22 protein-coding genes are annotated in these 22730 nt (G+C 64.7%); 1 reads left to right on the top strand and 21 read right to left on the bottom strand.

All coding sequences use genetic code 11. The features are described from left to right. Positions 1-24: 24 nt before the first annotated feature. The 6 genes from flhA to JTE92_RS01145 form a co-directional block, all read right to left on the bottom strand. The gene (flhA, locus tag JTE92_RS01170) at positions 25-2106 is read right to left on the bottom strand and encodes a flagellar biosynthesis protein FlhA (RefSeq protein ID WP_063241004.1); all 2082 of its coding nucleotides are present in this window, start codon (positions 2104-2106) and stop codon (positions 25-27) included. Continuing rightward, positions 2103-3245: a flagellar biosynthesis protein FlhB gene (gene flhB, locus JTE92_RS01165; protein ID WP_063241005.1), complete on the bottom strand. Its 1143-nt coding sequence runs from the start codon at positions 3243-3245 to the stop codon at positions 2103-2105. Before flhB ends, flhA begins: the two co-directional genes overlap by 4 nt. A gap of 426 nt (positions 3246-3671) precedes the next feature. Next, a complete protein-coding gene (locus JTE92_RS01160) occupies positions 3672-3890 on the bottom strand; it encodes a hypothetical protein (RefSeq protein ID WP_063241006.1) in 219 nt (72 codons plus the stop codon). Continuing rightward, positions 3887-4078, bottom strand: coding sequence for a PLP-dependent transferase (locus JTE92_RS30740; protein ID WP_198065777.1), 192 nt, complete (start codon positions 4076-4078; stop codon positions 3887-3889). Before JTE92_RS30740 ends, JTE92_RS01160 begins: the two co-directional genes overlap by 4 nt. A gap of 145 nt (positions 4079-4223) precedes the next feature. Further along, positions 4224-5483 carry an MFS transporter gene (locus JTE92_RS01150; RefSeq protein WP_063241007.1) on the bottom strand — a complete coding sequence of 420 codons (1260 nt, stop codon included), beginning with the start codon at positions 5481-5483 and terminating at the stop codon, positions 4224-4226. A 1-nt stretch (position 5484) separates the two neighbouring features. Next, positions 5485-6237, bottom strand: a complete 753-nt coding sequence (locus JTE92_RS01145; RefSeq protein WP_084254762.1) for an iron-containing redox enzyme family protein — start codon at positions 6235-6237, stop codon at positions 5485-5487. A 181-nt stretch (positions 6238-6418) separates the two neighbouring features. On the opposite strand from JTE92_RS01145, the gene JTE92_RS01140 reads away from it, so the two are divergent. Further along, a complete protein-coding gene (locus JTE92_RS01140) occupies positions 6419-7438 on the top strand; it encodes a GlxA family transcriptional regulator (RefSeq protein WP_063241008.1) in 1020 nt (339 codons plus the stop codon). A 25-nt stretch (positions 7439-7463) separates the two neighbouring features. On the opposite strand, the gene JTE92_RS01135 is transcribed toward JTE92_RS01140, so the two are convergent. The 15 genes from JTE92_RS01135 to JTE92_RS01065 form a co-directional block, all read right to left on the bottom strand. Further along, positions 7464-8831, bottom strand: a complete 1368-nt coding sequence (locus tag JTE92_RS01135; protein ID WP_232353394.1) for a patatin-like phospholipase family protein — start codon at positions 8829-8831, stop codon at positions 7464-7466. Between the two features lie 313 nt (positions 8832-9144). Next, positions 9145-9435 (bottom strand): hypothetical protein, encoded by a 291-nt coding sequence (locus tag JTE92_RS01130; RefSeq protein WP_063241009.1) that lies wholly within the window; start codon positions 9433-9435, stop codon positions 9145-9147. Positions 9436-9848: 413 nt separating this feature from the next. Next, complete coding sequence (gene cheZ, locus JTE92_RS01125) at positions 9849-10484, bottom strand: protein phosphatase CheZ (protein ID WP_063241010.1); 636 nt, start codon at positions 10482-10484, stop codon at positions 9849-9851. A gap of 19 nt (positions 10485-10503) precedes the next feature. Further along, positions 10504-10890 (bottom strand): chemotaxis response regulator CheY, encoded by a 387-nt coding sequence (gene cheY / locus JTE92_RS01120; RefSeq protein WP_063241011.1) that lies wholly within the window; start codon positions 10888-10890, stop codon positions 10504-10506. Positions 10891-10960: 70 nt separating this feature from the next. After that, positions 10961-12034: a protein-glutamate methylesterase/protein-glutamine glutaminase gene (locus tag JTE92_RS01115; protein WP_063241012.1), complete on the bottom strand. Its 1074-nt coding sequence runs from the start codon at positions 12032-12034 to the stop codon at positions 10961-10963. Between the two features lie 21 nt (positions 12035-12055). Continuing rightward, positions 12056-12727: a chemoreceptor glutamine deamidase CheD gene (gene cheD, locus JTE92_RS01110; RefSeq protein WP_063241013.1), complete on the bottom strand. Its 672-nt coding sequence runs from the start codon at positions 12725-12727 to the stop codon at positions 12056-12058. Then, a complete protein-coding gene (locus tag JTE92_RS01105) occupies positions 12727-13650 on the bottom strand; it encodes a CheR family methyltransferase (protein ID WP_174544879.1) in 924 nt (307 codons plus the stop codon). Before JTE92_RS01105 ends, cheD begins: the two co-directional genes overlap by 1 nt. A gap of 190 nt (positions 13651-13840) precedes the next feature. Further along, entirely contained in the window at positions 13841-14335 is a 495-nt protein-coding gene (locus JTE92_RS01100; protein ID WP_063241014.1) for a chemotaxis protein CheW, read from the bottom strand. Between the two features lie 34 nt (positions 14336-14369). Then, entirely contained in the window at positions 14370-16385 is a 2016-nt protein-coding gene (cheA, locus tag JTE92_RS01095; RefSeq protein ID WP_063241015.1) for a chemotaxis protein CheA, read from the bottom strand. Positions 16386-16527: 142 nt separating this feature from the next. Then, positions 16528-17493, bottom strand: a complete 966-nt coding sequence (gene motB, locus JTE92_RS01090) for a flagellar motor protein MotB (RefSeq protein WP_063241016.1) — start codon at positions 17491-17493, stop codon at positions 16528-16530. 24 nt (positions 17494-17517) lie between these two features. Beyond that, a complete protein-coding gene (motA, locus tag JTE92_RS01085) occupies positions 17518-18381 on the bottom strand; it encodes a flagellar motor stator protein MotA (protein ID WP_063241017.1) in 864 nt (287 codons plus the stop codon). Positions 18382-18500: 119 nt separating this feature from the next. Next, positions 18501-19109, bottom strand: coding sequence for a flagellar transcriptional regulator FlhC (gene flhC, locus JTE92_RS01080; protein WP_063241018.1), 609 nt, complete (start codon positions 19107-19109; stop codon positions 18501-18503). Further along, entirely contained in the window at positions 19106-19423 is a 318-nt protein-coding gene (gene flhD, locus JTE92_RS01075) for a flagellar transcriptional regulator FlhD (RefSeq protein WP_022537455.1), read from the bottom strand. Before flhD ends, flhC begins: the two co-directional genes overlap by 4 nt. Positions 19424-19908: 485 nt before the next feature. Beyond that, a complete protein-coding gene (locus tag JTE92_RS01070) occupies positions 19909-20643 on the bottom strand; it encodes a DUF4088 family protein (RefSeq protein ID WP_063241019.1) in 735 nt (244 codons plus the stop codon). Positions 20644-20869: 226 nt separating this feature from the next. Next, positions 20870-22711 (bottom strand): methyl-accepting chemotaxis protein, encoded by a 1842-nt coding sequence (locus tag JTE92_RS01065; RefSeq protein ID WP_063241020.1) that lies wholly within the window; start codon positions 22709-22711, stop codon positions 20870-20872. Positions 22712-22730 lie beyond the last annotated feature (19 nt).

Here is a 22730-nt window from a genome sequence, read left to right as displayed (position 1 = left end):
GTCGTTGGCTCTGTCGGGTGACACTCACGCGCCGATCATGGCGGTGACGCGGATATTGCGGTTGTCAGGCACTTCGGCGTGCGACAGCACCCTCAGCTGCGGCAGCGTGCGGCGCAGGAAGCGCGCCATCAGCGGACGCAGCTGCGACGGCACCAGCAGCACCGGGTCCAGCCCCATCTGCTCCTGGCGCGTGACCGCGCCCTGGGTCTGCTGCAGCAGCGCATCGGCCAGGCCCGGCTCGATGCCGCCGCCGTTGGTCAGCGCCTGCGACAGCACCCGCTCCAGGCCGGCGTCGAGGCCGATCACCTGCAGGTCGGCGTTGTTGGGGAACAGCTGCTGCGTGATGGCGCGGCCCATCGCCACGCGCACCATCGCGGTCAGTTCGTTGGGGTCGCTGATCTTGGGCGCATGCTCGGCCACCACGTCGAGGATGGTGCGCATGTCGCGGATCGCCACGCCTTCGTCGAGCAGGTTCTGCAGGATCTTCTGCAGCGCCGTCAGCGAGATGGTCTTGGGCACCAGGTCTTCGGTCAGCTTGGGCGCATCCCTGGCGATGCGGTCCAGCAGCGCCTGCACTTCCTGGCGGCCGAGCAGCTCGGCCGCGTGCATGTGGATCAGGTGGTTCAGGTGCGTGGCGACTACGGTGCTGGCATCGACCACGGTGTAGCCATACGCCTGCGCCTGCTCCTTGATGCCCGCGTCGATCCACACCGCCGGCAGGCCGAAGGCGGGATCGCGCGTGGCCGCGCCCGGCAGCGTGCCGCTGACCTGGCCCGGGTTGATCGCCATCCACTGCCCCGGCATGGCTTCGCCGCGGCCGATCTCGACGCCCTTGAGCGTGATGCGGTAGGCGTTGGGCTTGAGCTCCAGGTTGTCGCGGATATGCACCACCGGCACCAGAAAGCCGATTTCCTGCGCCACCTTCTTGCGGATGCTCTTGATGCGGCCGAGCAGCTCGCCGTCCTGCGCACGGTCGACCAGCGTGATCAGGCGATAGCCCACTTCCATGCCGAGCGGGTCGACCAGCGAGACATCGTCCCAGCTGGCTTCGGTCGATTCCTGCGCCACCACCGGTGCGCGCTCTTCGCGCTGCCTGACCTGCTGCTGCGTCGCCGCCTTGCGCGACAGGTAGCGGCCCATCCAGACCAGCGCGCCGGACAGCAGCAGGAAGGCGAAATGCGGCATGCCCGGGATGATGCCCATCAGCCCCATGATGCCGGCGGTCAGGTACAGCACGCGCGGGTTGGAGAAGAGCTGCCCGGTCAGCTGCTCGCCGACATCCTGCTCATTGGCCACGCGCGACACGATCACGCCGGCCGCGGTGGAGATCACCAGCGCCGGGATCTGCGCGACCAGGCCGTCGCCGATGGTCAGCAGCGTGTAGTTGTGCACGGCGGTGCCGAAATCCAGGTCGTGCTGCACCATGCCCACCACCATGCCGGCGGCGACGTTGATGAACATGATGATCAGGCCCGCCACGGCGTCGCCGCGCACGAACTTGCTGGCACCGTCCATGGCGCCGTAGAAGTCGGATTCCTGCGCCACTTCGGCGCGGCGCTTCTTGGCCGCGGCTTCGTCGATCAGGCCGGCGTTGAGGTCGGCATCGATCGACATCTGCTTGCCGGGCATCGAGTCCAGCATGAAGCGCGCGCCCACCTCGGCGATCCGGCCCGCGCCCTTGGTGATGACCATGAAGTTGATCACCACCAGGATCGCGAACACCACGATGCCGACCGCAAAGTTGCCGCCCACCAGGAAGTGGCCGAACGCCTCCACCACCTTGCCGGCGGCGTCGGGGCCGGTATGGCCTTCGAGCAGCACCACGCGGGTGGAAGCGACGTTCAGCGACAGGCGCAGCAGCGTGGTAAACAGCAGCACCGCGGGGAACGCGGCAAAGTCCAGCGGCTTCTGCGTGTACATGCTGACCAGCAGCACCATGATCGCCAGCGCGATATTGAAGGTAAACAGCAGGTCCAGCACGAAGGCCGGCAGCGGCAGGATCATCATCCCCAGGATCATGATGATCAGCAGCGGCCCCGTGAAGGCCTTCATCTGGCCGGCCGCGCGCAGGCCAGGCAGGTTCAACAGTGAGCTCAATGCGTTCATTCGCGGCTTTCCGGTACGGCGAGTTCATCAGGCACCAGCAGGTCCGACGGCGCCTGCGGCTGCGGCCCCTGCGAGTAGTGCCAGTGCTTCAGTTGGTAGACCCAGGCCAGCACTTCGGCCACGGCGGTATAGAGTCCGGCGGGGATTTCGTGGCCCAGCTCCACGTGGCGGTGCAGCGCGCGCGCCAGCGGCGGCGCCGACATCAGCGGCACACGATGCTCGGCGGCCAGCGCGCGGATGCGCGCGGCGACTTCGCCGGTGCCCTTGGCCACCACGCGCGGCGCGCCCATGCGGCCTTCCTCATAGCGCAGCGCCACGGCGAAGTGGGTGGGGTTGGTCACCACCACGTCGGCCTTGGGCACCTCGGTCATCATGCGCCGGCGCGCCATGGCGCGCTGCTGCTGGCGGATGCGGTTCTTGATATGCGGATCGCCCTCGCTCTCCTTGAACTCCTGCTTGACCTCTTCCTTGGTCATGCGCAGCTTCTTGAAGAACTCCCAGTACTGCCAGGGCACGTCGATGGCCGCCACCACCAGCAGCGACAGCGACACCACCAGGCAGCAGTACAGCACCAGGTCGACCATGTGCAGCAGCGCTTCCTGCACCGGCGCATTCATCAGCGCGATGGCTTCCGGCAGGCGCTGCCAAACCACCCAGGCGCCGACCGCGCCCACCAGCAGCGACTTCGCCACCGCCTTGAGGAGCTCGACCAGCGAATGGGCGGAGAACATGCGGCCCAGCCCGGCGATCGGCGACATGCGCGACAACTGCGGCGCGAACGACTTGGCCGAGAACACCCAGCCGCCCAGCATCAGCGGCGCGGCCAGCGCGGCCACGCCGAACAGCAGCAGCAGCGGCAGGAAGGCCAGCAGGCTGTCCCACACCATCAGGCCAAAACGGGACAGCATGCGCGAGGTATCGAAGGCGGTTTCCCGCTCGAAGCGCAGCGCGCCCTGCATCACCTGGTTCAGGCTGCGGCCCATATGGCCGCCCAGCGTCCACAGCCCGACCACGCCGGCGATCAGCATGATGAACGTGGCCAGCTCGCGCGAACGCACCACCTGCCCCTCCTCGCGCGCCTTTTCCAGACGCCGGGGTGAGGCGGGTTCGGTTTTCTCGAGATCGCTTTCTTCGGACATCCACGCTCCGTGCGAAGCGGCAGGCCGCTATTCGTCAGGACGGATTATCGAAGCGTGGGGGGTTTCCCATTCACGGGAAAAGGCGGGGGATTTGGGTGTTGTTTGGGAAATCGGGGGGACTTGGGGGGTTAACGGCGGGGCGGTGGGAGACTTTAGGGGAATCTGGAGGGGGCGTCGGCCGGTGAGTGACTTGGAACATGCCCCACCCGTCGTGGGCGCACCCCTGTGGCCAGCACTGTGCTTGCCCATCCCCAGCGAACCTGCCTTGGTGAAGGTTGGGCGGCACTTTCCACGTGGTCGCGTAGCCGTTCACACGGCCACGGACTTTCGGCAGCGGCCGCGAGCTTAAAGAAGTGTAGCGACCCCGACGGGCTATTGAGATCGATATGACGAATGGCCGAGAGGGGTGATCAGACTCGAACCAGGCTAGCCGCCACAGCCTGCAGAGAACAAGGTGCCATCCACTCGCGCAAAGGAGGCCGCGGTCGGATCCACCATCGCTACGACAATGATCAGAATCAAAATGCACAAACGCATGAATCGCGTCCGCGAGGGAAGCTGCATCCTCGAAGCAGCAATGAACAGCGGCAGCACACATGCACCAGCAAACATGCACCTGACCGCCACCGCATAGAGCATCGTCATGTGTAGACGACCTGCGTAGCGGCAGGCATACTGGACTCCAGTCGTGCACTCAGAAATGCCTGCTCTATATCCGCCTGCAAGTCTTCAACATTCTCAAGACCCACGGACAATCGCACCAGAGAATCCCGAATCCCAGCCCGTCTTCGTTGGTCCGCGGTGAGCTTGCCATGCGTTGTCGCGGGACACACCGCTGAATTTATTGGCAGCGTCGGCTGCTGAACTGAACACGTACGCCGACGTCAACGCTATTGGCTCGCAATAGGCGTCCGACAAATCCTGGAACTGCGCAGTTCGCACTGCCTGCGTCATCGCCCCATTCATGATCAAGCCCTGTTAGTTTGTCTTGGTAGCTGGCAGCGTCGCACGGTTCGGTTGTGTGGTCCCATCGCTTTTCGATGCTTTGCCCCGCAATCCGATCCAAGAGAGTGCGGCAGCAAATAGAGTGAGCAGGGAAAGCGTCATGATCGTGCTACTGTAGCTGCTACTTGATTCAAATGACGCCGCACCCAGTTGCACAGAAAGAAATGCGCCTATCTGATGAATGAGGAACAGCAGTCCGAAGACCCGTCCTTTGATGTGATTGCCAAAACGGTCGAAGCAGAACATTGACGTCAATATGACAGTGCCAAGATAGCTCGCTCCGAAAATCACCGCGAACGGCAGCACGCCGACGCCCGGAGTAAGAAGCAAAATCATCGACAGTGATCGCATGGCATAGAAGAGCGCCAGCAATCGATGCTTGTCGAATCGCAGCGCGAGTGCTCCTGAGGCGAGCCCACTCAGTAACTCCAGCACCCCCAGGGTGCTCATGCCGTAGCCCATCTCTAGTCTCGGCACGCCCTGGTCCTGCCAGTGAGCCAGAAGATGAACGTCGATGAACGCCATCGTTGCACCACAACCAAAGAACCCGGTGGCCAGGATATAGAAGACCGGATCTCGACGCACCACGACCCATGCGGATGGTTCGTCCTTCCGCTCGTCTATACTTTCCGCTGAATGTGTCGGAGGTTCCAATCGTGAGGCCAGCCACACGATGGCCGCGATTGGCAATGCGAAGGAAAGTCCGACCGAGGCGAACACAATCATCCAGCTTGCCTGAGGTTGGAGCCAGATCCAAATCGGCGAGAGAACGATGAAGCCAACCGCCGTGCCGTTCGTGATGACCGCGTACGCAAGCCCCTTTTTGCGCTGTTCAAAGAGGCGATCTACGAGGACTCCCATGGGCACGAAAGTCATGGCGGCAAGTCCAAATGCGCCCACGACGCCAAACGCGACGGTAAAGATCACTAGCGACTGATGGCAAACTGCCACGATCAGGCACGCGATGCCGGCCGAGAATGCACCGATCGCAACGGTGCGCAATGGCCCGACTCTGTCGCTCAATGCCCCGACCACTGGCGACATTACGCCAGTGGCAAGCATGAAAAGTCCGCCGGACCAGGCAAACTGTGCTCGGCCTTGTCCAAAGTGCTCTGCCAACGGAACAAAGTAGACTTGATAGATCCCTTTGATTGCGGTTGACGCAAACATGGCCGCGAAGCCAATGGCGATGAGCAAGTAGGTTACCGAACGGGAACTCGGCGCGGCGTTCATGTCAAGCCGCCTTCACTGCTGCCGACGTGCGGGGAACCTTCCTGCGATACTCCGCGTAGATGTTCTCGTACATGCCATAGAAGAGCTTGCACGTGTGGTCGACAGCGAACAGGGCATCTGCTTGCATCTGAGGTGTCGTGCACAATTCAGATACAAGGTTCAGACCCTGCTCGACGTGACCGACATCCTCAACCTGATGCACGGAGAAGAACAGAAGGTCGTCGGCCGCCAGTTCATAGACTTTCCCGAACAACTCGTGACGAGCCTCCCCAGCCTTCGTCTCGAGGTTCTGACCCTCGCTCGCAATCATGACGGCCGCCGCGCCGATGTGGTACCTCGGTGGGTCGCGTACTGCATCCAGGCGGTAGTTGATTAGCTCGGCGGTTCCGGGCAGTGGACGCTCCGCATCGCGTTGAGCGTCACTAATGCCAAGCGAGCGCATGAAGTTCTGCATAAGGGCGACGTGATTGTCGGTCTTGGAAAGGCGCCCGGTCTCTTCCTCGTAGACGTTGATCAGCAGCGCGCGTTTGAACTTTGGCAGCGGGCAATGGAAGAAAAGGTGTTCAACATAGTACAGAAAGTGCTTCGTCAATTGATAGCCTTGCAGCGCCACACTTTGCAGCAGCGGCATGCCGCCATCAGCGGTCTTGCAATCGACAAGCGAGACCACGTGTCGGGCCTCCGGTTCACCAAGGCGTGGCAACCACTCAAGGTGAAGCGTATCGGCCGGTTGATTGGTATTGTTTTCAGGCATAGGTGAGATCGTAGGAGCCGGCCTGCGTTTCAGCGAGCAAACGTTCGGACAACATTGACAAGTATTTGGCCACTGACGCACGTGCCGTGTAGGCCGATGAATCGGAACGATTTCGCTATAATCGTCCGCGCAAAGCAAAGACTAGGCCATCGAAGGCGCGTGCCTGCAGACCCTGCAAGAAATGAAATCTGCCTACTTCCTCGTATTGCCTGACGCGCATATGCTCGATCTGGCGGGGCCGCTCCAGGTTTTGTCGAGCGTTGCCGAACTGGGTATCGCGCCGGTAGCCGTCCAATGCGTCGGGCCGAATTCAAGCGTGCGAAGTTTTCAAGGTGTTGCCCTGGCGCACGTCGAGAAGTTGCCTTCCCGCCTTAGGAGTGGCGATGCGGTGCTAGTCATAGGCAGCAAGCTTCAGGACACTCTGATGAAATCTCGCTCGTGGGGCGATACAGTGGCGTGGCTGCGCCATGCTTTTGTGGAGCAGCAAACACCAGATGTCACCGTTGCGGCTATCTGCACCGGTGCGTTCCTGCTCGGTGACGCCGGACTCCTCGATGAGCGGCTGTGCACAACGCACCATCACTTTGTGAAGCAATTGCGTCGACGTCATCCCAAGGCCTCGGTAGTCGACAACCGGGTGTTTGTCCGCGACGGCAACGTCTGGACCTCGGCCGGAGTCGCCTCGGGTATTGACCTAGCGTTAAGACTCGTCGCGCATTCATTTGGAGATGAGGCAGCGATTCGCGTTGCGCGTGAGAACGTTGTTCCGTTTCGACGATTCAGCAATGATCCGGACCTCGATCCCCAGTTCCAGTCGCGATCCCATGGCAATCAACTCATCCATGCCGTCCAGGATGCGATCTCGAAGGATTTGGGCGTTTCCGTCTCGGATCCGCGATTCGCTCACAGGTTTGCGATCAGCGTCAGGCACCTTTCCCGCGTCTTTAGCGAAGAAACTGGCTCGACGCCAAAGCAGTACCAACTCGCGCTTCGCATGTCGCGAGCTCGGCAATTGTTGGCGTCGTCTACGCTGTCCGTCGACGAGATTGCGTTGCGGTGCGGCTTCGCAAGCGTCCAGGCGTTTCGTCATTATTGGAACAAGGTGGAAGCTTTGACGCCCTCCAGCTTCCGGCGCACGAATTCCGCTACCCCGCTGCTAATTGGGGCAGGCGGGCGCAAGGCAGGGTTAGCAGACTGGTGAAAAGGAGCCGGCGCGTGCCGCGGGACTATCGCGCCGCAGCCGATTCGCGCTCGAACTCGCGGATCACCGGGTTGCCAAGGATGGCATCCCTTCCCGCTTCGATCAGGCGATCGACATCCCTCTCGGGCAGACGAAGCCTGGTCGGCAGATCGTTCAGACTTGCAGCACGCTCCTTGTCGAGGGCATCAAACGAGATCCGCGTGACGAAGAAATCGACTTCGTTGCACCGCCAGCCTGGGCGGCGCGCAGCGATCTCCTGCTGCCGGGAATGCGGCAGCCCGCACCGGTACGCCACGAGGTCGTCGCGCCATTGCTGCATCATGGGAATGAAGGCGTCATAGGTCATGCGGACAGTGGTTGCCATTGCCGCGTCGATGGCCGCGTTTGCGACTTCGATGCCGGATGGGCCATCCTGGCGGTGGTTCCAATCGCCGCGCGGGCCCTGGCCGGCGTCAACAACGATGAAAAGCAGACGCCGCATATTGATTGCATCGTTCTCGCTCATGGGTCCGTAAGGCGTGCCCAGCAGCAGGCGCGATTGCAAAATGGTGGCCAGGCCGTAGTTGTCGGTCACCCCGCCGTCGACCAGCTTGATGTACTTTCCCTTCGAAAGGTCCCGGTGACCGCGAACGGCAGTTGCCAACGCGCCAACCAGCAGCGACTGTTCAGGCGCCTGGACGTGGTCAAGGTTCGGCAGCGGTGCACTACAGGCCTCGGGATGCTTTTGGAGGACGATCGGTGCGAAGAAGACCGGGACCGCCATGGATGCGGCGACGGCCTCGGAAACGGGAAAGCTCGCGAGATCACTGCATAGCGCATCGAATGCCAGCTGGCTGAATGGGAACGCGACCCGGTAGTAGATGTTCGTGGCGTTGATCCAGACGACTGGCTTGCCGCGGCGGAACATGTCGGCGTACGTCGCGCCCTTGAACACGTCTTCGTCGAGCCATGCCTGGAGATCCTCCCGATCGTTGAGCCCCCCGGCGAAGAGGCGCGCAAGATTCACCGGATTCAGGAGACTGAAGCGAAGTCCCGCCTCTCCGTCCTTCAAGAGCACGGATCGAAAGGTCGCCAGGCTGGCCTTGCCGTGCAGACCGTAGTACGCAGCGGTGATGGAGCCTCCGGACACGCTGCTGATGAAGGCGACGTCGTCGAGCAGGGACGCGCCCGCAGGACCTCTCATGGCGTCGAGCCCCTGCAGCGCGCCGAAGGCGAAGGCTGCGGCTCGCGTGCCACCGCCAGAGAACGACATGGCGACGGTGGTCGGGCCGGCGAAGTCGCTGGGTTCGCGCAGGGCCGCGGGTGCGCTGCCAGCCGCGGCCTGAGGCAGATTGCGCGGAGCATTGTGAGGAAGCGACCCGCAGGCACTGAGTCCCGCAAGCAGAAGCAGCATCAGCGTGCGGCAGGCCCTGCCGCAGCCGTGTCGCTCTCTTCCTGCCCCCACCATTCGCCAAGGCAGGCTGCTCTTGCGGCGAAGAGTGCGGTCAAGTCGAAACTTCCACATTGGACTAGGTCAGAAACTTGGCGTGGTGGCGGCCCGCAGGAAGGGAAAGTCGAGTTTCGTTGCCGCCAGGATCCGGTGAGTCCGGGCTCCCCGGGATATTACGGCATCTCCGTGGGAGCCGCACGACCCGCAGATGGCGACTGATCAATCGACCGTGCTCCCAGGACGGGACGGCAGCCGATTGCACGGCTGCCCCCAAACATCAGTCAGCCTGCAGCGCCTGCCCCTGTAGCACGGCCAGTTCACTCAACACCTGCGTCTCGTGCGCCAGGCTGACGGCGAGGGAAAGCAAGTTCTCCCAGGTCCGCTGGTCCAGATCCACCGGATCCAGACTCGGGGCGCCATGATCGCTGGCCATGAGCAAGAGGCCATGAAGCTGTGCCGCGCGCTGCACGGCGAGGCTCAGCGGATTCTCGCCGGGGCTGTGGGCGGTCACGAGCATGTCGGCACCGTTGTGTTCCGCTGTGATGCCGTGATGGCTATGGTTATACATGGCGCACCTCCACATACGCGGCTCGCGCGCACTGCGGCAGTGTGCAGGTATTGGAGATTGCCAATCGCCCGATATGGGCAAGTAAAGACTGAAGCATGGAAATATCCCCCTTCTCATACAGGTTCAGTCCCGCTCCCCGGGGTGCTGATCGGGGTGGGCGGGCGCAAGGCAGGGTTAGCAGACCGGGAAAGAGCCAAAAGCCGGCGAGCCCGAAGGCTCCCCTGCCAGGGCCCGCCCAAAGAAGGGGCGTGCGAAGGCACGGCGAACGTAAGAATACCGCCAGAAGGCGAACGTTCGGCTCTCTCTCCGGGCTGCTAAACCCGGTCGCCACGACGCAGCGACGAATCCAGTATGAAGAGGGGTTGTAAGCGCGGGTATGGGCAAACTCTTAAAAAGCGAGCCTAACCGAAACGTCAGAACCCCAAACTAGCCAACAAATCATCCACCTGCGCCTGGTCCGACACCACGTCGGCCTTGCCCTCCGGATTCACCTGCGGCCCGTTGAGCAGTGTCGACGGCGCCTGCGCTTCTACGCGCCGCTCGGACGGGACATTGTCGATCAGCACCTGCAGCAGCTCCTGCTCCAGCGTGCGGATCATGTCCATCATCTTCTTGATCACCTGCCCGGTCAGGTCCTGGAAGTCCTGCGCCATCATGATGTCGAGCAGGTGGCTGTTGGTGGCGCGGGCTTGCGCCGGGACCTCGGACAGGAAGGCGCGCGTGTCGAGCACCAGCGAGCGGGCGTCGGCCAGCTCCACCGGCTGCTCGAACCACGCCCCCCAGCGCTTGTCCAGGGTCTCGGCCTGCTGCTCGATGTCGGACTGGATCGGCTGCGCCAGTTCGACCGCGTTCAGCGTGCGCTCGGCGGCCTGCTCGGTCATTGCCGCGATGTAGTTGAGCCGGTCGCGCGCATCGGGGATGGCCTGCGCGGCGCGCTCGATCTCCTTGTCCAGGCCGAGCTCGCGCATATTGTCGCGCAGCATCCGCGTCAGGTTACCGATGCGCAGGATCAGTTGCTCGGCCGAATCGTTGCTCAGCGTCGGAGTCATGGCAAAGGGCTCCTTTGGATCAGCCGCCGAGTTTCTCGAAGATCTTGGCGATCTTCTCGTCCAGCGTGGCTGCCGTGAACGGCTTGACCACATAGCCGTTGGCGCCGGCCTGGGCCGCGGCGATGATGTTTTCCTTCTTGGCCTCGGCCGTCACCATCAGCACCGGGATCTTGCCGATATTCGCGTCAGCGCGGATCGCCTGCAGCATCGACAGGCCGTCCATGTTGGGCATGTTCCAGTCGGAGATCACGAACTGGAAGCTGCCGTCCCTGGCCTTCTCCAGGCCGGCGGCACCGTCCTCGGCTTCTTCGACGTTGACGAATCCCAGCTCCTTGAGCAGGTTACGGATGATCCGGCGCATGGTCGGGAAATCGTCCACGACCAGGATCTTGATGTTCTTGTCCACTTTGAGGGCTCCAGGTAAATGCAGTGATGGCTTGTTGGTCCGGCTTTGTTGTTTCGGCTTGCCGGCTCGACTAGACCCGTTGCGCGCGCGTGCCGTACGTGGCCAGGCGCGCCATCACGCGCTGGGTCATCGACGGCAAGGGCACGATTTCATGCACGCCGCCGGTGGCGATCGCCTCCTTCGGCATGCCAAACACGATAGAGGTGTGCTCGTCCTGCGCCAGGTTGTAGGCGCCGGCCTCGCGCATGCGCAGCATGCCGCGCGCGCCGTCCTTGCCCATGCCGGTCAGGATCACGCCGATCACATTCTTGCCGCCATGCTCGGCGGCCGAATCGAACAGCACGTCGACCGAGGGCCGGTGCCGGTTGACCGGCGCTTCCTGCGACAGGTGCGCGACATAGTTGGCACCGCTGCGCGCCAGGCGCAGGTGCGAATCGCCCGGCGCGATGTACGCATGGCCGGGCAACACGCGCTCGCCGTGCTCGGCTTCCTTCACGGTGATGCGGCACAGCCCGTCCAGGCGCTGCGCGAACGAGCGCGTGAAGCCGGCCGGCATATGCTGCACGATCATCACCGCGGGGCTGTCGGGCGGCAGCGGCATCAGGAATTCCTTGATCGCCTCGGTGCCGCCGGTGGAGGCGCCCACGATGATCAGCTTCTCGGTCGACAGCAGCGGGCTGCGCAAGATCGGCGCGGGGGCAGCGGTGCCTGCCGCAGGCTGCGCCGCGGCACGCACGCGCGCGCGCGCTGCGGCGCGCAGCTTGTCGGCAATGGTGTCGGTGTATTCGATCAGCCCGTCGCGAATGCCGAGCTTGGGCTTGGTGACGAAATCCACCGCGCCGAGCTCCAGCGCGCGCATGGTGATTTCCGAGCCGCGCTCGGTCAGCGACGACACCATCAGCACCGGCATCGGTCGCAGCCGCATCAGGCGCTCCAGGAAATCCAGGCCGTCCATGCGCGGCATTTCGACGTCCAGTGTCAGCACGTCCGGGTTCAGGCGCTTGATCAGGTCGCGCGCCACCAGAGGATCGGGGGCGGTGCCAACCACTTCCATGTCGGGCTGGCTGTTGATGATCTCCGTCATCAGGCTGCGGATCAGCGCGGAATCATCCACGCAGAGCACCTTGATCTTGGCGGCAGTCATAGGAATTCGTGCTCGGTTGGGTCAGGGAAGCGGGCGCGTGGAAGACTGCCGCGCAAACAGTTCGGGGGTGCGCTCCGGCGCGCGCGCCGGGGCCCTGGCCGAGGTTGCGATGGCCCGTGCCAGCGCGCGTTCGTCGCGCGCCACCGAGACCTCGTCGTCCTGCCGCGTCAGGCGGCGCACCAGTGCCAGCCCGCCGACCGGGAAATAGCTGACGCGGCGCGCATGCGGGCCGCGCAGGTCCTGCGCCGCGACGCGGATCTCTTCGGCCTTGAGGTAGCGCAGCACGAAATCCGCGTTGCGGTCGCCGATGTTCAGCGTGGTCATGTTGGCCAGCACCGCACCGCCGCCGAAGACCTTGGCCTCCAGCCGCTCGCGCCGCGCGCCCATCTTGAGCAGCTCGTTGATCAGCACCTCGAGCGCGTAGCTGCCGTAGCGCATCGACGGCGACAGCATGCGGTCGGCGCCAGCGCCGCCACCTTCGTCGTCGGGCAGCATGAAGTGGTTCATGCCACCGACGCCGGCGACCTCGTCGCGGATGCACGCGGCCACGCACGAACCCAGCACGGTGGTCAGCACCACGTCCTCGCGCGTCACGTAGTACTCGTTGGGCAGCAGCTTGACCGCCTGCTTGCCGAACTCGCGGTCGAAGTAGGTGCGCGTGGCCAGCGCCTCGGGCAGACAGGGCGTGCGCATCAGGCCCTTCCCGCCCTGGCGGCATCGTGCGCCAGTTCGTAGACAGTCTGCCCGCGCAGCTGGAATGCGCGCGTGACGTAGGAGAAGTTCTCCGAGTGGCCGGCGAAGAGCAGGCCGTGCGGCTTGAGCAGCGGCACGAAGCGCTCCAGGATGCGGCCCTGCGTCGGCTTGTCGAAATAGATCATCACGTTGCGGCAGAAGATCGCGTCGAACTGCTCGCGGATGCCCCAGTCGGGCGCGAGCAGGTTGAGCGGCTCGAACGTGATGGTGGCGGCCAGCTCGGGCTTGACCTTGACCGAGCCCGCGCGCGGGCCGGTGCCCTTCAGGAAGAAGCGCTTGAGTCGTTCGGGCGAGAGCCGCGCGACCTGGTCGGCCGAATACACGCCGCTGCGCGCCTTGGCCAGCACCTGCGTGTCGATATCGGTGGCCAGCACGGTGGCGGCGCGCTCGCCCAGCGCCTCGGCCAGCGTGATGGCGATCGAGTACGGCTCTTCGCCGGTGGACGCCGCGGCGCACCACACGCTGTACGGGCGGCCGGTCTTCTTCGCGTGCTCGGCCAGCAGCGGGAAATGGTGCGCTTCGCGGAAGAAGGAAGTCAGGTTGGTGGTCAGCGAGTTGGTGAAGAACTCCCACTCGGGCGAGCGGTCATCCGCTTCCAGGAGCGCCAGGTACGAGGCAAAGTCGGCCAGCTGCAGCGTGCGCAGGCGGCGCGCCAGGCGGCTGTAGACCATCTCGCGCTTGTGGCTGCCCAGCGAGATGCCCGCGCGCTTGTGGATCAGCGCGCGGATCTTCTCGAAGTCGCGCTCGGTCAGCAGGAAGTCGCGCATCTCGTCGCGCCGCGGGTTGGCGGCCGGCGCGGAGACTGCGCCCGCCAGGCCCTGGAGGCTGGCGGGCGCGCTGGCGGCAGTGCGGAACGGCGTCATGGCTGGCTGCGAAGATGGAGGTGGCTTTCGCTATTGGAGTGTTCCGGATTCGCGATAATGCAGACATCACCACTGTCATTCCCGCGCAGGCGGGAATCCAGCGTCTTTAAAGCCACTGGGTTCCCGCCTGCGCGGGAACGACAAGCGAAAAGAGATGCGGTGATGTGCGGAACCATCAATAGCTCCGGCGTCAGGCCAGTTCGGCCTCGACCAGCGCCATCTCGGCGCTGGTCATCAGCTTCTCGATATCGATCAGCACCAGCATGCGGCCGTCGATGGTGCCCAGGCCGGTCAGGTGCTCGGTCGAGATCGACACGCCGAACTCCGGCGCGGGCTTGATCGCCTCGCCGGTCAGCGTCAGCACGTCCGACACGCCATCGACCACGATGCCGACCACGCGGCCGGCCACGTTGAGGATGATGACCACGGTCTGGTGGTCGTAGCGCACGTTGCCCAGGCGGAACTTCAGGCGCAGGTCGACGATCGGCACGATCACGCCGCGCAGGTTGGTCACGCCCTTGATGAAATCGGGCGCGCTGGCGATGCGCGTGACGGTCTCGTAGCTGCGGATCTCCTGCACCTTGAGGATGTCGATGCCGTATTCCTCCGAGCCCAGCGTGAAGACCAGGAACTCCTGGCCCGAAGCGTCGCTTCCGGGGGTATCGATGTGTCCGATGCCGGCCATGATGTGTTTTCTCTTCCTGTAGTGGGTCGGTTGATTACGCCAGCGCCGGCTCCTGCCGGCGCACCCCGGTGCGCTGCAGCGCGCCGACATCGACGATCAGCGCCACGCTGCCGTCGCCGAGGATGGTCGCCGCGGAGATGCACGGCACCTTGCGGTAGTTGGTTTCCAGGTTCTTCAGCACCACCTGGTGCTGGCCGATCAGCTGGTCCACCAGCAGCGCGAAGCGCTTGCCTTCGGCCTGCAGGATCACGGCGATGCCCTGCGTGGGCTCCTGCACCGCGTCGGCAACGTTGAAGACGCGGTGCATTTCCAGCAGCGGCAGGTATTCGCCGCGCACGTGCATGACGCGGTCGGAGTTGGCGGCGGTGTGCACGTCCTCGGCCTTGGGCTGCAGCGATTCCATCACGCAGTTCAGCGGCAGGATGAAGGTCTCTTCGCCGACCTTGACCGACATGCCGTCCAGGATCGCCAGCGTCAGCGGCAGCACGATGCGGATGGTGGTGCCCAGGCCCGGGCGCGAGCTGATCTGCACGTGGCCGCCCATCTCCTGGATGTTGCGCTTGACCACGTCCATGCCCACGCCGCGGCCCGAGACGTCGGTGACGACTTCCGCAGTGGAGAAGCCCGGCGCGAAGATCAGTTGCCAGACTTCCTCGTCGCTGATGTTCTCGGACACCGGCAGGCCGTTCTGGATCGCCTTGGCCAGGATGCGCTCGCGGTTCAGGCCGCCGCCGTCGTCGCTGACTTCGATCACGATATTGCCGCCGTGATGCTGCGCGGACAGCACCAGCTGGCCGGTCGGCTCCTTGCCGGCGGCGACGCGCCTGTCCGGGGTCTCGATGCCGTGGTCCAGGCTGTTGCGCACCAGGTGCGTGAGCGGGTCGATGATGCGTTCGATCAGGCTCTTGTCGAGCTCGGTGGCCTTGCCGAAGGTGACCAGGTCGATCTGCTTGCCGAGCTTGCTGGCCAGGTCGCGCACCAGCCGCGGGAAGCGCGAGAACACGTAGTCCATCGGCATCATGCGGATCGACATCACCGCTTCCTGCAGGTCGCGCGCGTTGCGCTCGAGCTGGCCCATGCCGGAGAACAGGCGGTCGAACAGCACCGGGTCGAGCGACGACGCGGTCTGCGCCAGCATCGACTGGGTGATCACCAGCTCGCCCACCAGGTTGATGATCTGGTCGACCTTTTCGGTCGGCACGCGGATCGAGCCTTCGCCGTGGGCAGCGGCCGGGGCAGGCTTGGCTTTTTCCTTCTCCTTCTCGCGTGCGGCGGGAGCAGGAGCGGCGGGGGCTGCCGGCACCGGAGCGGGAGCGGGCATCGCCGCAGGTGCCGGTGCCGCGGCCGGTGCTTCGGCCGCGGCTTCGATCACGATCTGGTCCATGTCGATCACGAAGCAGCACACCGCGATGATGTCGTCGGCGCTGCACTGGGTGTTGAGCCACACCACCAGTTCGCCGTTGACCTCCTGCTGCCCGGTGATCTCGCCGAGGTTGGCGAGTTCTTCGCGCAGCAGCGCCTGGTCGTTGGCCGAGACCTTGATCAGCCGGATCTTCAGCGCGCCGCCTGCCACGGCTGCAGGCGCGGCAACGGGAGCGGCAACCGGAGCCGCAGCGGGTGCAGCAACTGGCGCGGCCACGGGCGCCTGGCCGGCGGCTTCCTGCGCGAGCTGCTGCAGCACGGCGCAGATGCGCGCCAGCGTTTCCGGATCGGGTTCGGTGCCGTTGCGGTAGGCGTTGAGCTGGTCTTGCAACACGTCCTTGGTTTCCAGAAAAGTGTCGATGATGGTCCTGGTCAACGCCAGTTCCTGCCGGCGCGTGCGGTCCAGCAGGTTCTCGAAGATGTGGGTGGTCTCGGTCAGCGCCGCGAACCCGAAGGTGGCGGCCCCGCCCTTGATCGAGTGCGCCGCCCGGAAGATCGCGTTCAGATGCTCGGCATCGGGAGACTCGATGTCCAGGCCGAGCAGCAGCTGCTCCATTTCCACGAGCAGTTCTTCCGCTTCTTCGAAGAAGGTCTGGTAAAACTGTGTGATATCGATATCGACAGACATGGCGTCCTGACTCACTTGCGGTTATTCCTGATGACGGCGCAACCGCCACCGTCATTCCCGCGCAGGCGGGAATCCAGCGTCGTTACCCCCGGCGTGAAAGCCACTGGGTTCCCGCCTGCGCGGGAACGACAAACATCGTGCTTCATGGTGACTTGCCCTCTGCGGGCGCCCCCGGCGCCGAAGCCCCCGCCAGGCCGGCCTGCATCTCCTGCGCCATCTTGCCGGCCTGCGCCGCCACCGAGACCTCGGCTGCGCTGGCGTTCTCGGCCTCGAAGCGCGCCTGGGCCTTGTGGTTGAGCACGACGATGCTGATGCGGCGGTTCACCGGCGCCAGCAGGTCCTGCTTGTCCAGCGGCATGGTCGCGGCCAGGCCCAGCACGCGCAGCACCTTGCCCTCCTGCATGCCGCCCGCGATCAGTTCGCGGCGCGACGCATTGGCGCGGTCGCTGGACAGCTCCCAGTTGCTGTAGGTGCGCTCGCCGTTGGAATAGTTGGCCGCGTCGGTATGGCCGGACAGGCTGACCTTGTTCGGCAGCTCGTTCAGCACCGGCCCGATCTCGCGCAGGATGGTGCGCATATAGCTCTCGACATTGGCGCTGCCGGTGCGGAACATCGGGCGGTTCTGCGTATCGAGGATCTGGATGCGCAGGCCTTCGCTGGTGATGTCGAGCAGCAGCTGCGGGCGGAACTGGCGCAGCATCGGGTTGTTCTCGATGATCTGCTCCAGGCGCTGCTTGAGCGCGCGCAGGCGCTGCCCTTCCTGCAGGTCGTTGCGGCGCTGTTCCTCGCTCGGGTCGTTGTCGCGCGCGCGTATGACTTCGCCGTCCTTGCGCAGGGCGTCCATGCCGCCGCCCGGGATCACGCTGGGCGACTGGCTGCTTTTCTCGCCACCGACGATGGCCACCTTGAGCGGCATGCGGAAATATTCCGCGATGCCTTCCAGCGTCTTCTTGTTGGCGCTGGACAGCAGCCACAGCACCAGGAACAGCGCCATCATCGCCGTCATGAAGTCGGCGTAGGCGATCTTCCAGCTGTGGTTGCCGTGCGGCCTGGCGTGCGATCTCGCCCGGCGGACGATGATCGGACGCATGTCATGTGCGCTGCTCATGGGGTGCCTCCTGCCTTGCCGTGCTCAGTTCAGGCTCTTGACTTCGCGCACGTGGTCGTCGAGCTCGAGGAACGACGGCCGCACCGTGGAGTACAGCACCTTGCGGCCGAATTCCACCGCGACCAGCGGGGCGTAGCCGTTCAGGGAGGCGAGCAGCACCACCTTGATGCACTCGTAGACCTTGACGTTCTCGGACACCTGCAGCTCGATGCGCGCGGCCAGCGGCGAGATAAAACCGTAGGCCAGCAGGATGCCCAGGAAGGTGCCGACCATGGCGTGCGCGATCAGCGCGCCCAGTTCCGCCGGCGGCAGGTCGGCCGAACCCAGCGCATGCACCACGCCCATCACCGCGGCGACGATGCCGAAGGCGGGCAGCGCATCGCCGACGCGCGACAGCGCATGGGCGGGAATCTCGGCCTCATGGCGGAAGGTCTCGATCTCGTGGTCCATCAGGGCCTCGATCTCGAAGGCGTTCATGTTGCCGTTGACCATCATGCGCAGGTAGTCGGTGAGGAATTCCATCACCACCGGATCCGACAGGATGCGCGGATACTGGCTGAAGACGCTGCTGGAGGCGGGATCCGCGATTTCCTTTTCCAGGAACAGGATGCCCTCGCGGCGTGCCTTGGACAGCAGCACATACAGCAGCGACATGACGTCCAGGTACAGCTCCTTCTTGTACTTGGAGCCCTTGAACAGGCCCGGCAGGGCGCGGGCGGTGGCCTTGATGGCCTTGGTGGTGTTGGTGGCGATGAAGGCACCGAAGGCGGCACCCCCGATGATCACGAATTCCGCCGGTTGATATAGCGCGCCCATGTGGCCGCCGGTCATGGCGTAACCGCCAAGCACCGCGACAACCACGACGACATAGCCAAGAACTACTAGCACGATGGGATCCCCGTCAAAAAACGCGCGTCAGTCACGCACAATGGCCCGCGCACGGGCGAACGGGGAGTGGTCCGTCCGCCAGCGCTGCAAGCTTGCCGGCCGACGGACCTCAACCAGGATCAGGCGGTGGTCTGTACGGCGGCGGCGTCTTTCGAGAGCTTTTTCACTTTCCCTGCGCGCGAGGGCGGACGGCACAGGCTGCACACGAAGTTCGCGTGCGGCTCATACGCGTGCGTGACGAACTGTCCGCCGCAACACGTGCAGCGGGACAGCTGCAGCATATTGCTCTCGAAGAACCGTACTAACGTCCAGGCACGCGTGAAACTTAAGACAATTTCACCGCCGAGCAGCGAAACGTGCTCGAGGTACAGGCGATAGGCCGCCACCACGGCGCGGATGCCCACGGTCTCGCCTTCCTGCACCATGAACTGGTAGGCAGAGAAGAACAGCGACGAGTGGATATTCGGCAGCCAGGTGGTGAACCAGTCCGTCGAGAAGGGCAGCATGCCCTTGGGAGGCGAGACTCCGCGCAGTTCCTTGTACAGGCGGATGAGCCGGTCGCGCGACAGCGTGGTCTCGGCTTCCAGCACCTGCAGGCGCGCACCCAGGCCGATCAGCTCGATGGCGAGCTGGGTCTGGTTGGCATCCTGGAGAACGCTCTTGCGTGGGGTGGCTGCGGAGGTGGCCGTGAAACTCCGGTTCGGCTCGGCCTTCAGCAGCGCGGTCAATTGAGTGACTCCACAGGCTGGCGAGCAAGCAGGATCGCGGCGTGGATCTGCTGCATGTCGTGGCTCTTGGCCGTGTGGGTGAGCGTGGACAGAAGCGCATGGTCGTCGAAGCGGAACCTGCACAGCACCATGTTGGATGCCGCGAGCTTGACGAGTTGCGCCGAAGTCAGCTTGCCGAGGATATCCGCGATTTCCTTGCTGACCCCGAGCCGGAACATGGCTTCGACCTGGTTTTCGCGCACGAGTCGTTGCGCGAGCAGCAGATAGGCGAGGTTGACCTCCCTGATCTCCTGGAGAACTTCACTGCTTTCCAATTTTTCCCCGCTACCAAAAAACCCACCTTTGCCGCTTGTCCGGCGCTTACCAGGCCCGAGGGCTCCGGCGACCAGATCGTTTGTCTGCGGTTGGGCGGGTACAACGTACGACTTAAAGGAACTGCGCCCATGTCACACTGCGATCGACCCCGTTACAAGTGTTACAGAGTGTAAGTGAGACCGGTACGTTTATATCGGCAATTCGACCGCAATGCCAATCCCTACTTACGCGGGGGTTCACAAATGTCGCATGAAACATACATGGAAGATCGCGAACTTTGTAACATTTCACAGGCCTGTCACTTGATTTCGGTCAACGTTGTAACGCAATCGTCATAACAGCCAAAGGTGCGGGAACGCACTTCGGGTGCCTGCTGGATTTCTCTATTGACGAAGTGCGTGCGGAGTGTTCACCGCGTACGCGGCTGCCCCTGCCCTGTCCGAAAACGGCATGTCCCAAATCCGCGGACGCGGCACGCGCGCGTTCAACCGCCGAACATGCGCCGCAGCCACGCCGCCAGCCGCGCAAAGACATCGTCGGGCGCATCGCGGAACAACGCGGGACGCGAGCGCTCCACCTGCTCGAGCACGCGCGCGGCTTCTTCCGGCTGCACCGAGCCATACTCGAGCGCCAGTCCCAGCATGCCGCGCAGCTCGCCGACGCGGGCACGGCCCGTGGCCTCGTTGTCTTCGGTCTGCAGCGCGTACATCAGGTCATAGGCACGCTGGCGCAGGCTTTCGGCCAGCCGCCATGCCGGCGTGCGCATGCGCGCCTCGAGCGCACGCACGTCTTCGGCCGAGGCCGCGACCTGGGTCGCCAGCGCTTCCGTGAAACCGTCATCGGCCCCGCACTCGGTCAGCACCTTCGCGGCCCATTCGCGCGCGTGCGCAAGGCGCTGCGCCGCCGTCCAGTCCGGCTGCACCGCGAGGCCAAAGCCGAAGCGCTGCGCGTCGCGCATCAGCGCCGCCAGCGCGTTGGGCAACTGCTTGTCGAACACGCGCCGGGCCCAGCCATACTCGCCGCCGGACAACAGCCGGTTCACGGCGCGCTCGGTCAGCGGGCCATCGTGCTGCAGCAGCCGGGCGCGCAGGAAGTCGTTGAACTCGGGCGGCAGGAACTCGCGGTCCAGCCCGGTCGAGACGCCGATGAACTGGTCGAATTCCTTGCGTAGCCTGGCCGCGTCATCGGGCGGCAGGGCCAGGGTGATCTCGCTCGTCATGGCATTGCCATCCCGCCGGTTTGCTCCCTTCTCCCGCTGGCGGGAGAGGGGCCGGGGGAGAGGGCCGGCGCCTGGCAAGTATGACGCCGCCTCACTTCGCGGCAGCGCCTGCCCTCTCCTCCGCCGCTCTCCCAGAGAGGGGGAGAAAACAGTCGCACCATCAATTTGTCAGCAGCCTCCGCGGCCGCCGCCCGGCGCGTATGCGCGATGGGAGCATATGGCGGGGTCAGAACGCGCTCCAGTCGCCGTTGTCGGCACCGGCCAGCGCGGGGCGCGGCGTGCGTGCAGCGGTGACCGCCGGCTGCGCGGGCGCGGCCGCTTGCGGCGCGTCGGCTTCGGCGGATGCCGTTGCCGCTACGGTGGCCGCAGCCGGAACCGCCGGGGCCGCGCGCTTGCGCGATGCCGGCGTGCGCACCTTGCCTGCGGCCTTGCCGGGCGCTGCTGCGGAAACTGATGCCTGCGCCGGCAGCGAGAACGATGCGTGCGCATCCTCCGCCGCCAGGCGGAACATCGCCACCGCGCCCTGCAGGCGGCCGGCCTGCTCTTCCAGCGCGCCGGCAGCGGCCGCGGCCTGCTCGACCAGTGCCGCGTTCTGCTGCGTCACCTCGTCCATCTGCGCCACGGCCTGGTTGACCTGCTCGATGCCGGAGCTCTGCTCGGCCGAGGCCGCGCTGATCTCGCCCATGATGTCGGTCACGCGCTTCACCGCCTGCACGATCTCGTCCATGGTCTTGCCGGCCTGGCCCACCAGCGCCGAGCCGTTGTCGACACGCTCGACGGTATCGCCGATCAGGCCCTTGATTTCCTTCGCCGCATTGGCGCTGCGCTGCGCCAGGCTGCGCACCTCGCCCGCGACCACGGCAAAGCCGCGGCCCTGCTCGCCGGCGCGCGCGGCTTCCACCGCGGCGTTCAGCGCCAGGATATTGGTCTGGAAGGCAATGCCCTCGATCACGCCGATGATGTCGACGATCTTCCTGGACGCATCGTTGATCTCGTCCATGGTCTGCACCACGCGGCCCACCACTTCGCCACCGCGCAGCGCGGTCTCCGACGCATTGGCCGCCAGCCCGCTGGCCTGGCGCGCATTGTCGGCGTTCTGGCGCACGGTGCTGGTCAGCTCTTCCATGCTGGAAGCGGTCTCTTCCAGCGACGCGGCCTGCTGCTCCGTGCGCTGCGACAGGTCGTTGTTGCCGGCGGCAATTTCACGCGAGGCCGTGCCGATCGATTCCGCCGACTCCTTGAAGTCGCGGACCATGTGCGACAGCTGCCGCTGCATCTGCTGCATGGCATAGACCAGGCTGCTCTTGTCGCCGGCGCGCGTCACCACCGTCGCGGAGAAGTCGCCATCGGCGATGCGCTTCGCGATCTCGGCCGCATAGCCCGGCTCGCCGCCGAGCTGGCGCGACAGTCCACGCGCCAGGAACACGCCCAGCAGCACCGACAGCGCGACGCCGCCCAGCACCAGCGCCAGCATCCACACCCGGGTGGCGTCATAGACGCTGCGCGCTTCCTCGTTGTTGCTGCGGGCACGGTCGTCGCGGCGCTTGACCATCTTCGCCATCACGTCTTCCAGCGCATGGCTGTCCTTGAGCAGGTCGGCGCTCTCGGTGAACACCTGGCTCTCGAACTGCGAGGTATCCAGCGGCTGCTTGCTGACCAGCTCGACATACTTTTCCATGCGCGCGCGGAAGGCTGGCGCCAGGTCGTGGTATTGCTTGACCATTGCCTGCGACTCGGAGGTCGACGAGAAGGCGCCTGCCACACTGCGGATACGCTCGTCCATCACGCCCAGCGACCTGGCGATCAGCTCCTTCTCGGTGGCGCGCTCGCCCATGGTCGACGCCGACAGCAGGCCGATCTGCGAGCGGCTGGCGTAGACCAGGTTGATGTTGGCGTCCTGCACGGCCTTCAGTGCCTGCAGGTCGCCGTGATAGATCTTGTCGGTCCAGTCGGCCATGCGCCCCATGTTGACGACGCCCAACAGCCCCATGACGGCGCCGATCACCGCGACGACCAGGAATCCGGCAACCAGCCTGGTCGTGACGCGCAATTGATTAAACCACTGCATAGCAACTCCCCCTTGTTAC

This window comes from Cupriavidus oxalaticus, from assembly GCF_016894385.1.
Taxonomy (GTDB): domain Bacteria; phylum Pseudomonadota; class Gammaproteobacteria; order Burkholderiales; family Burkholderiaceae; genus Cupriavidus; species Cupriavidus oxalaticus.
Note: the sequence above shows the minus strand (reverse complement) of the source record. Positions and strands in the feature narration are given on the sequence as shown.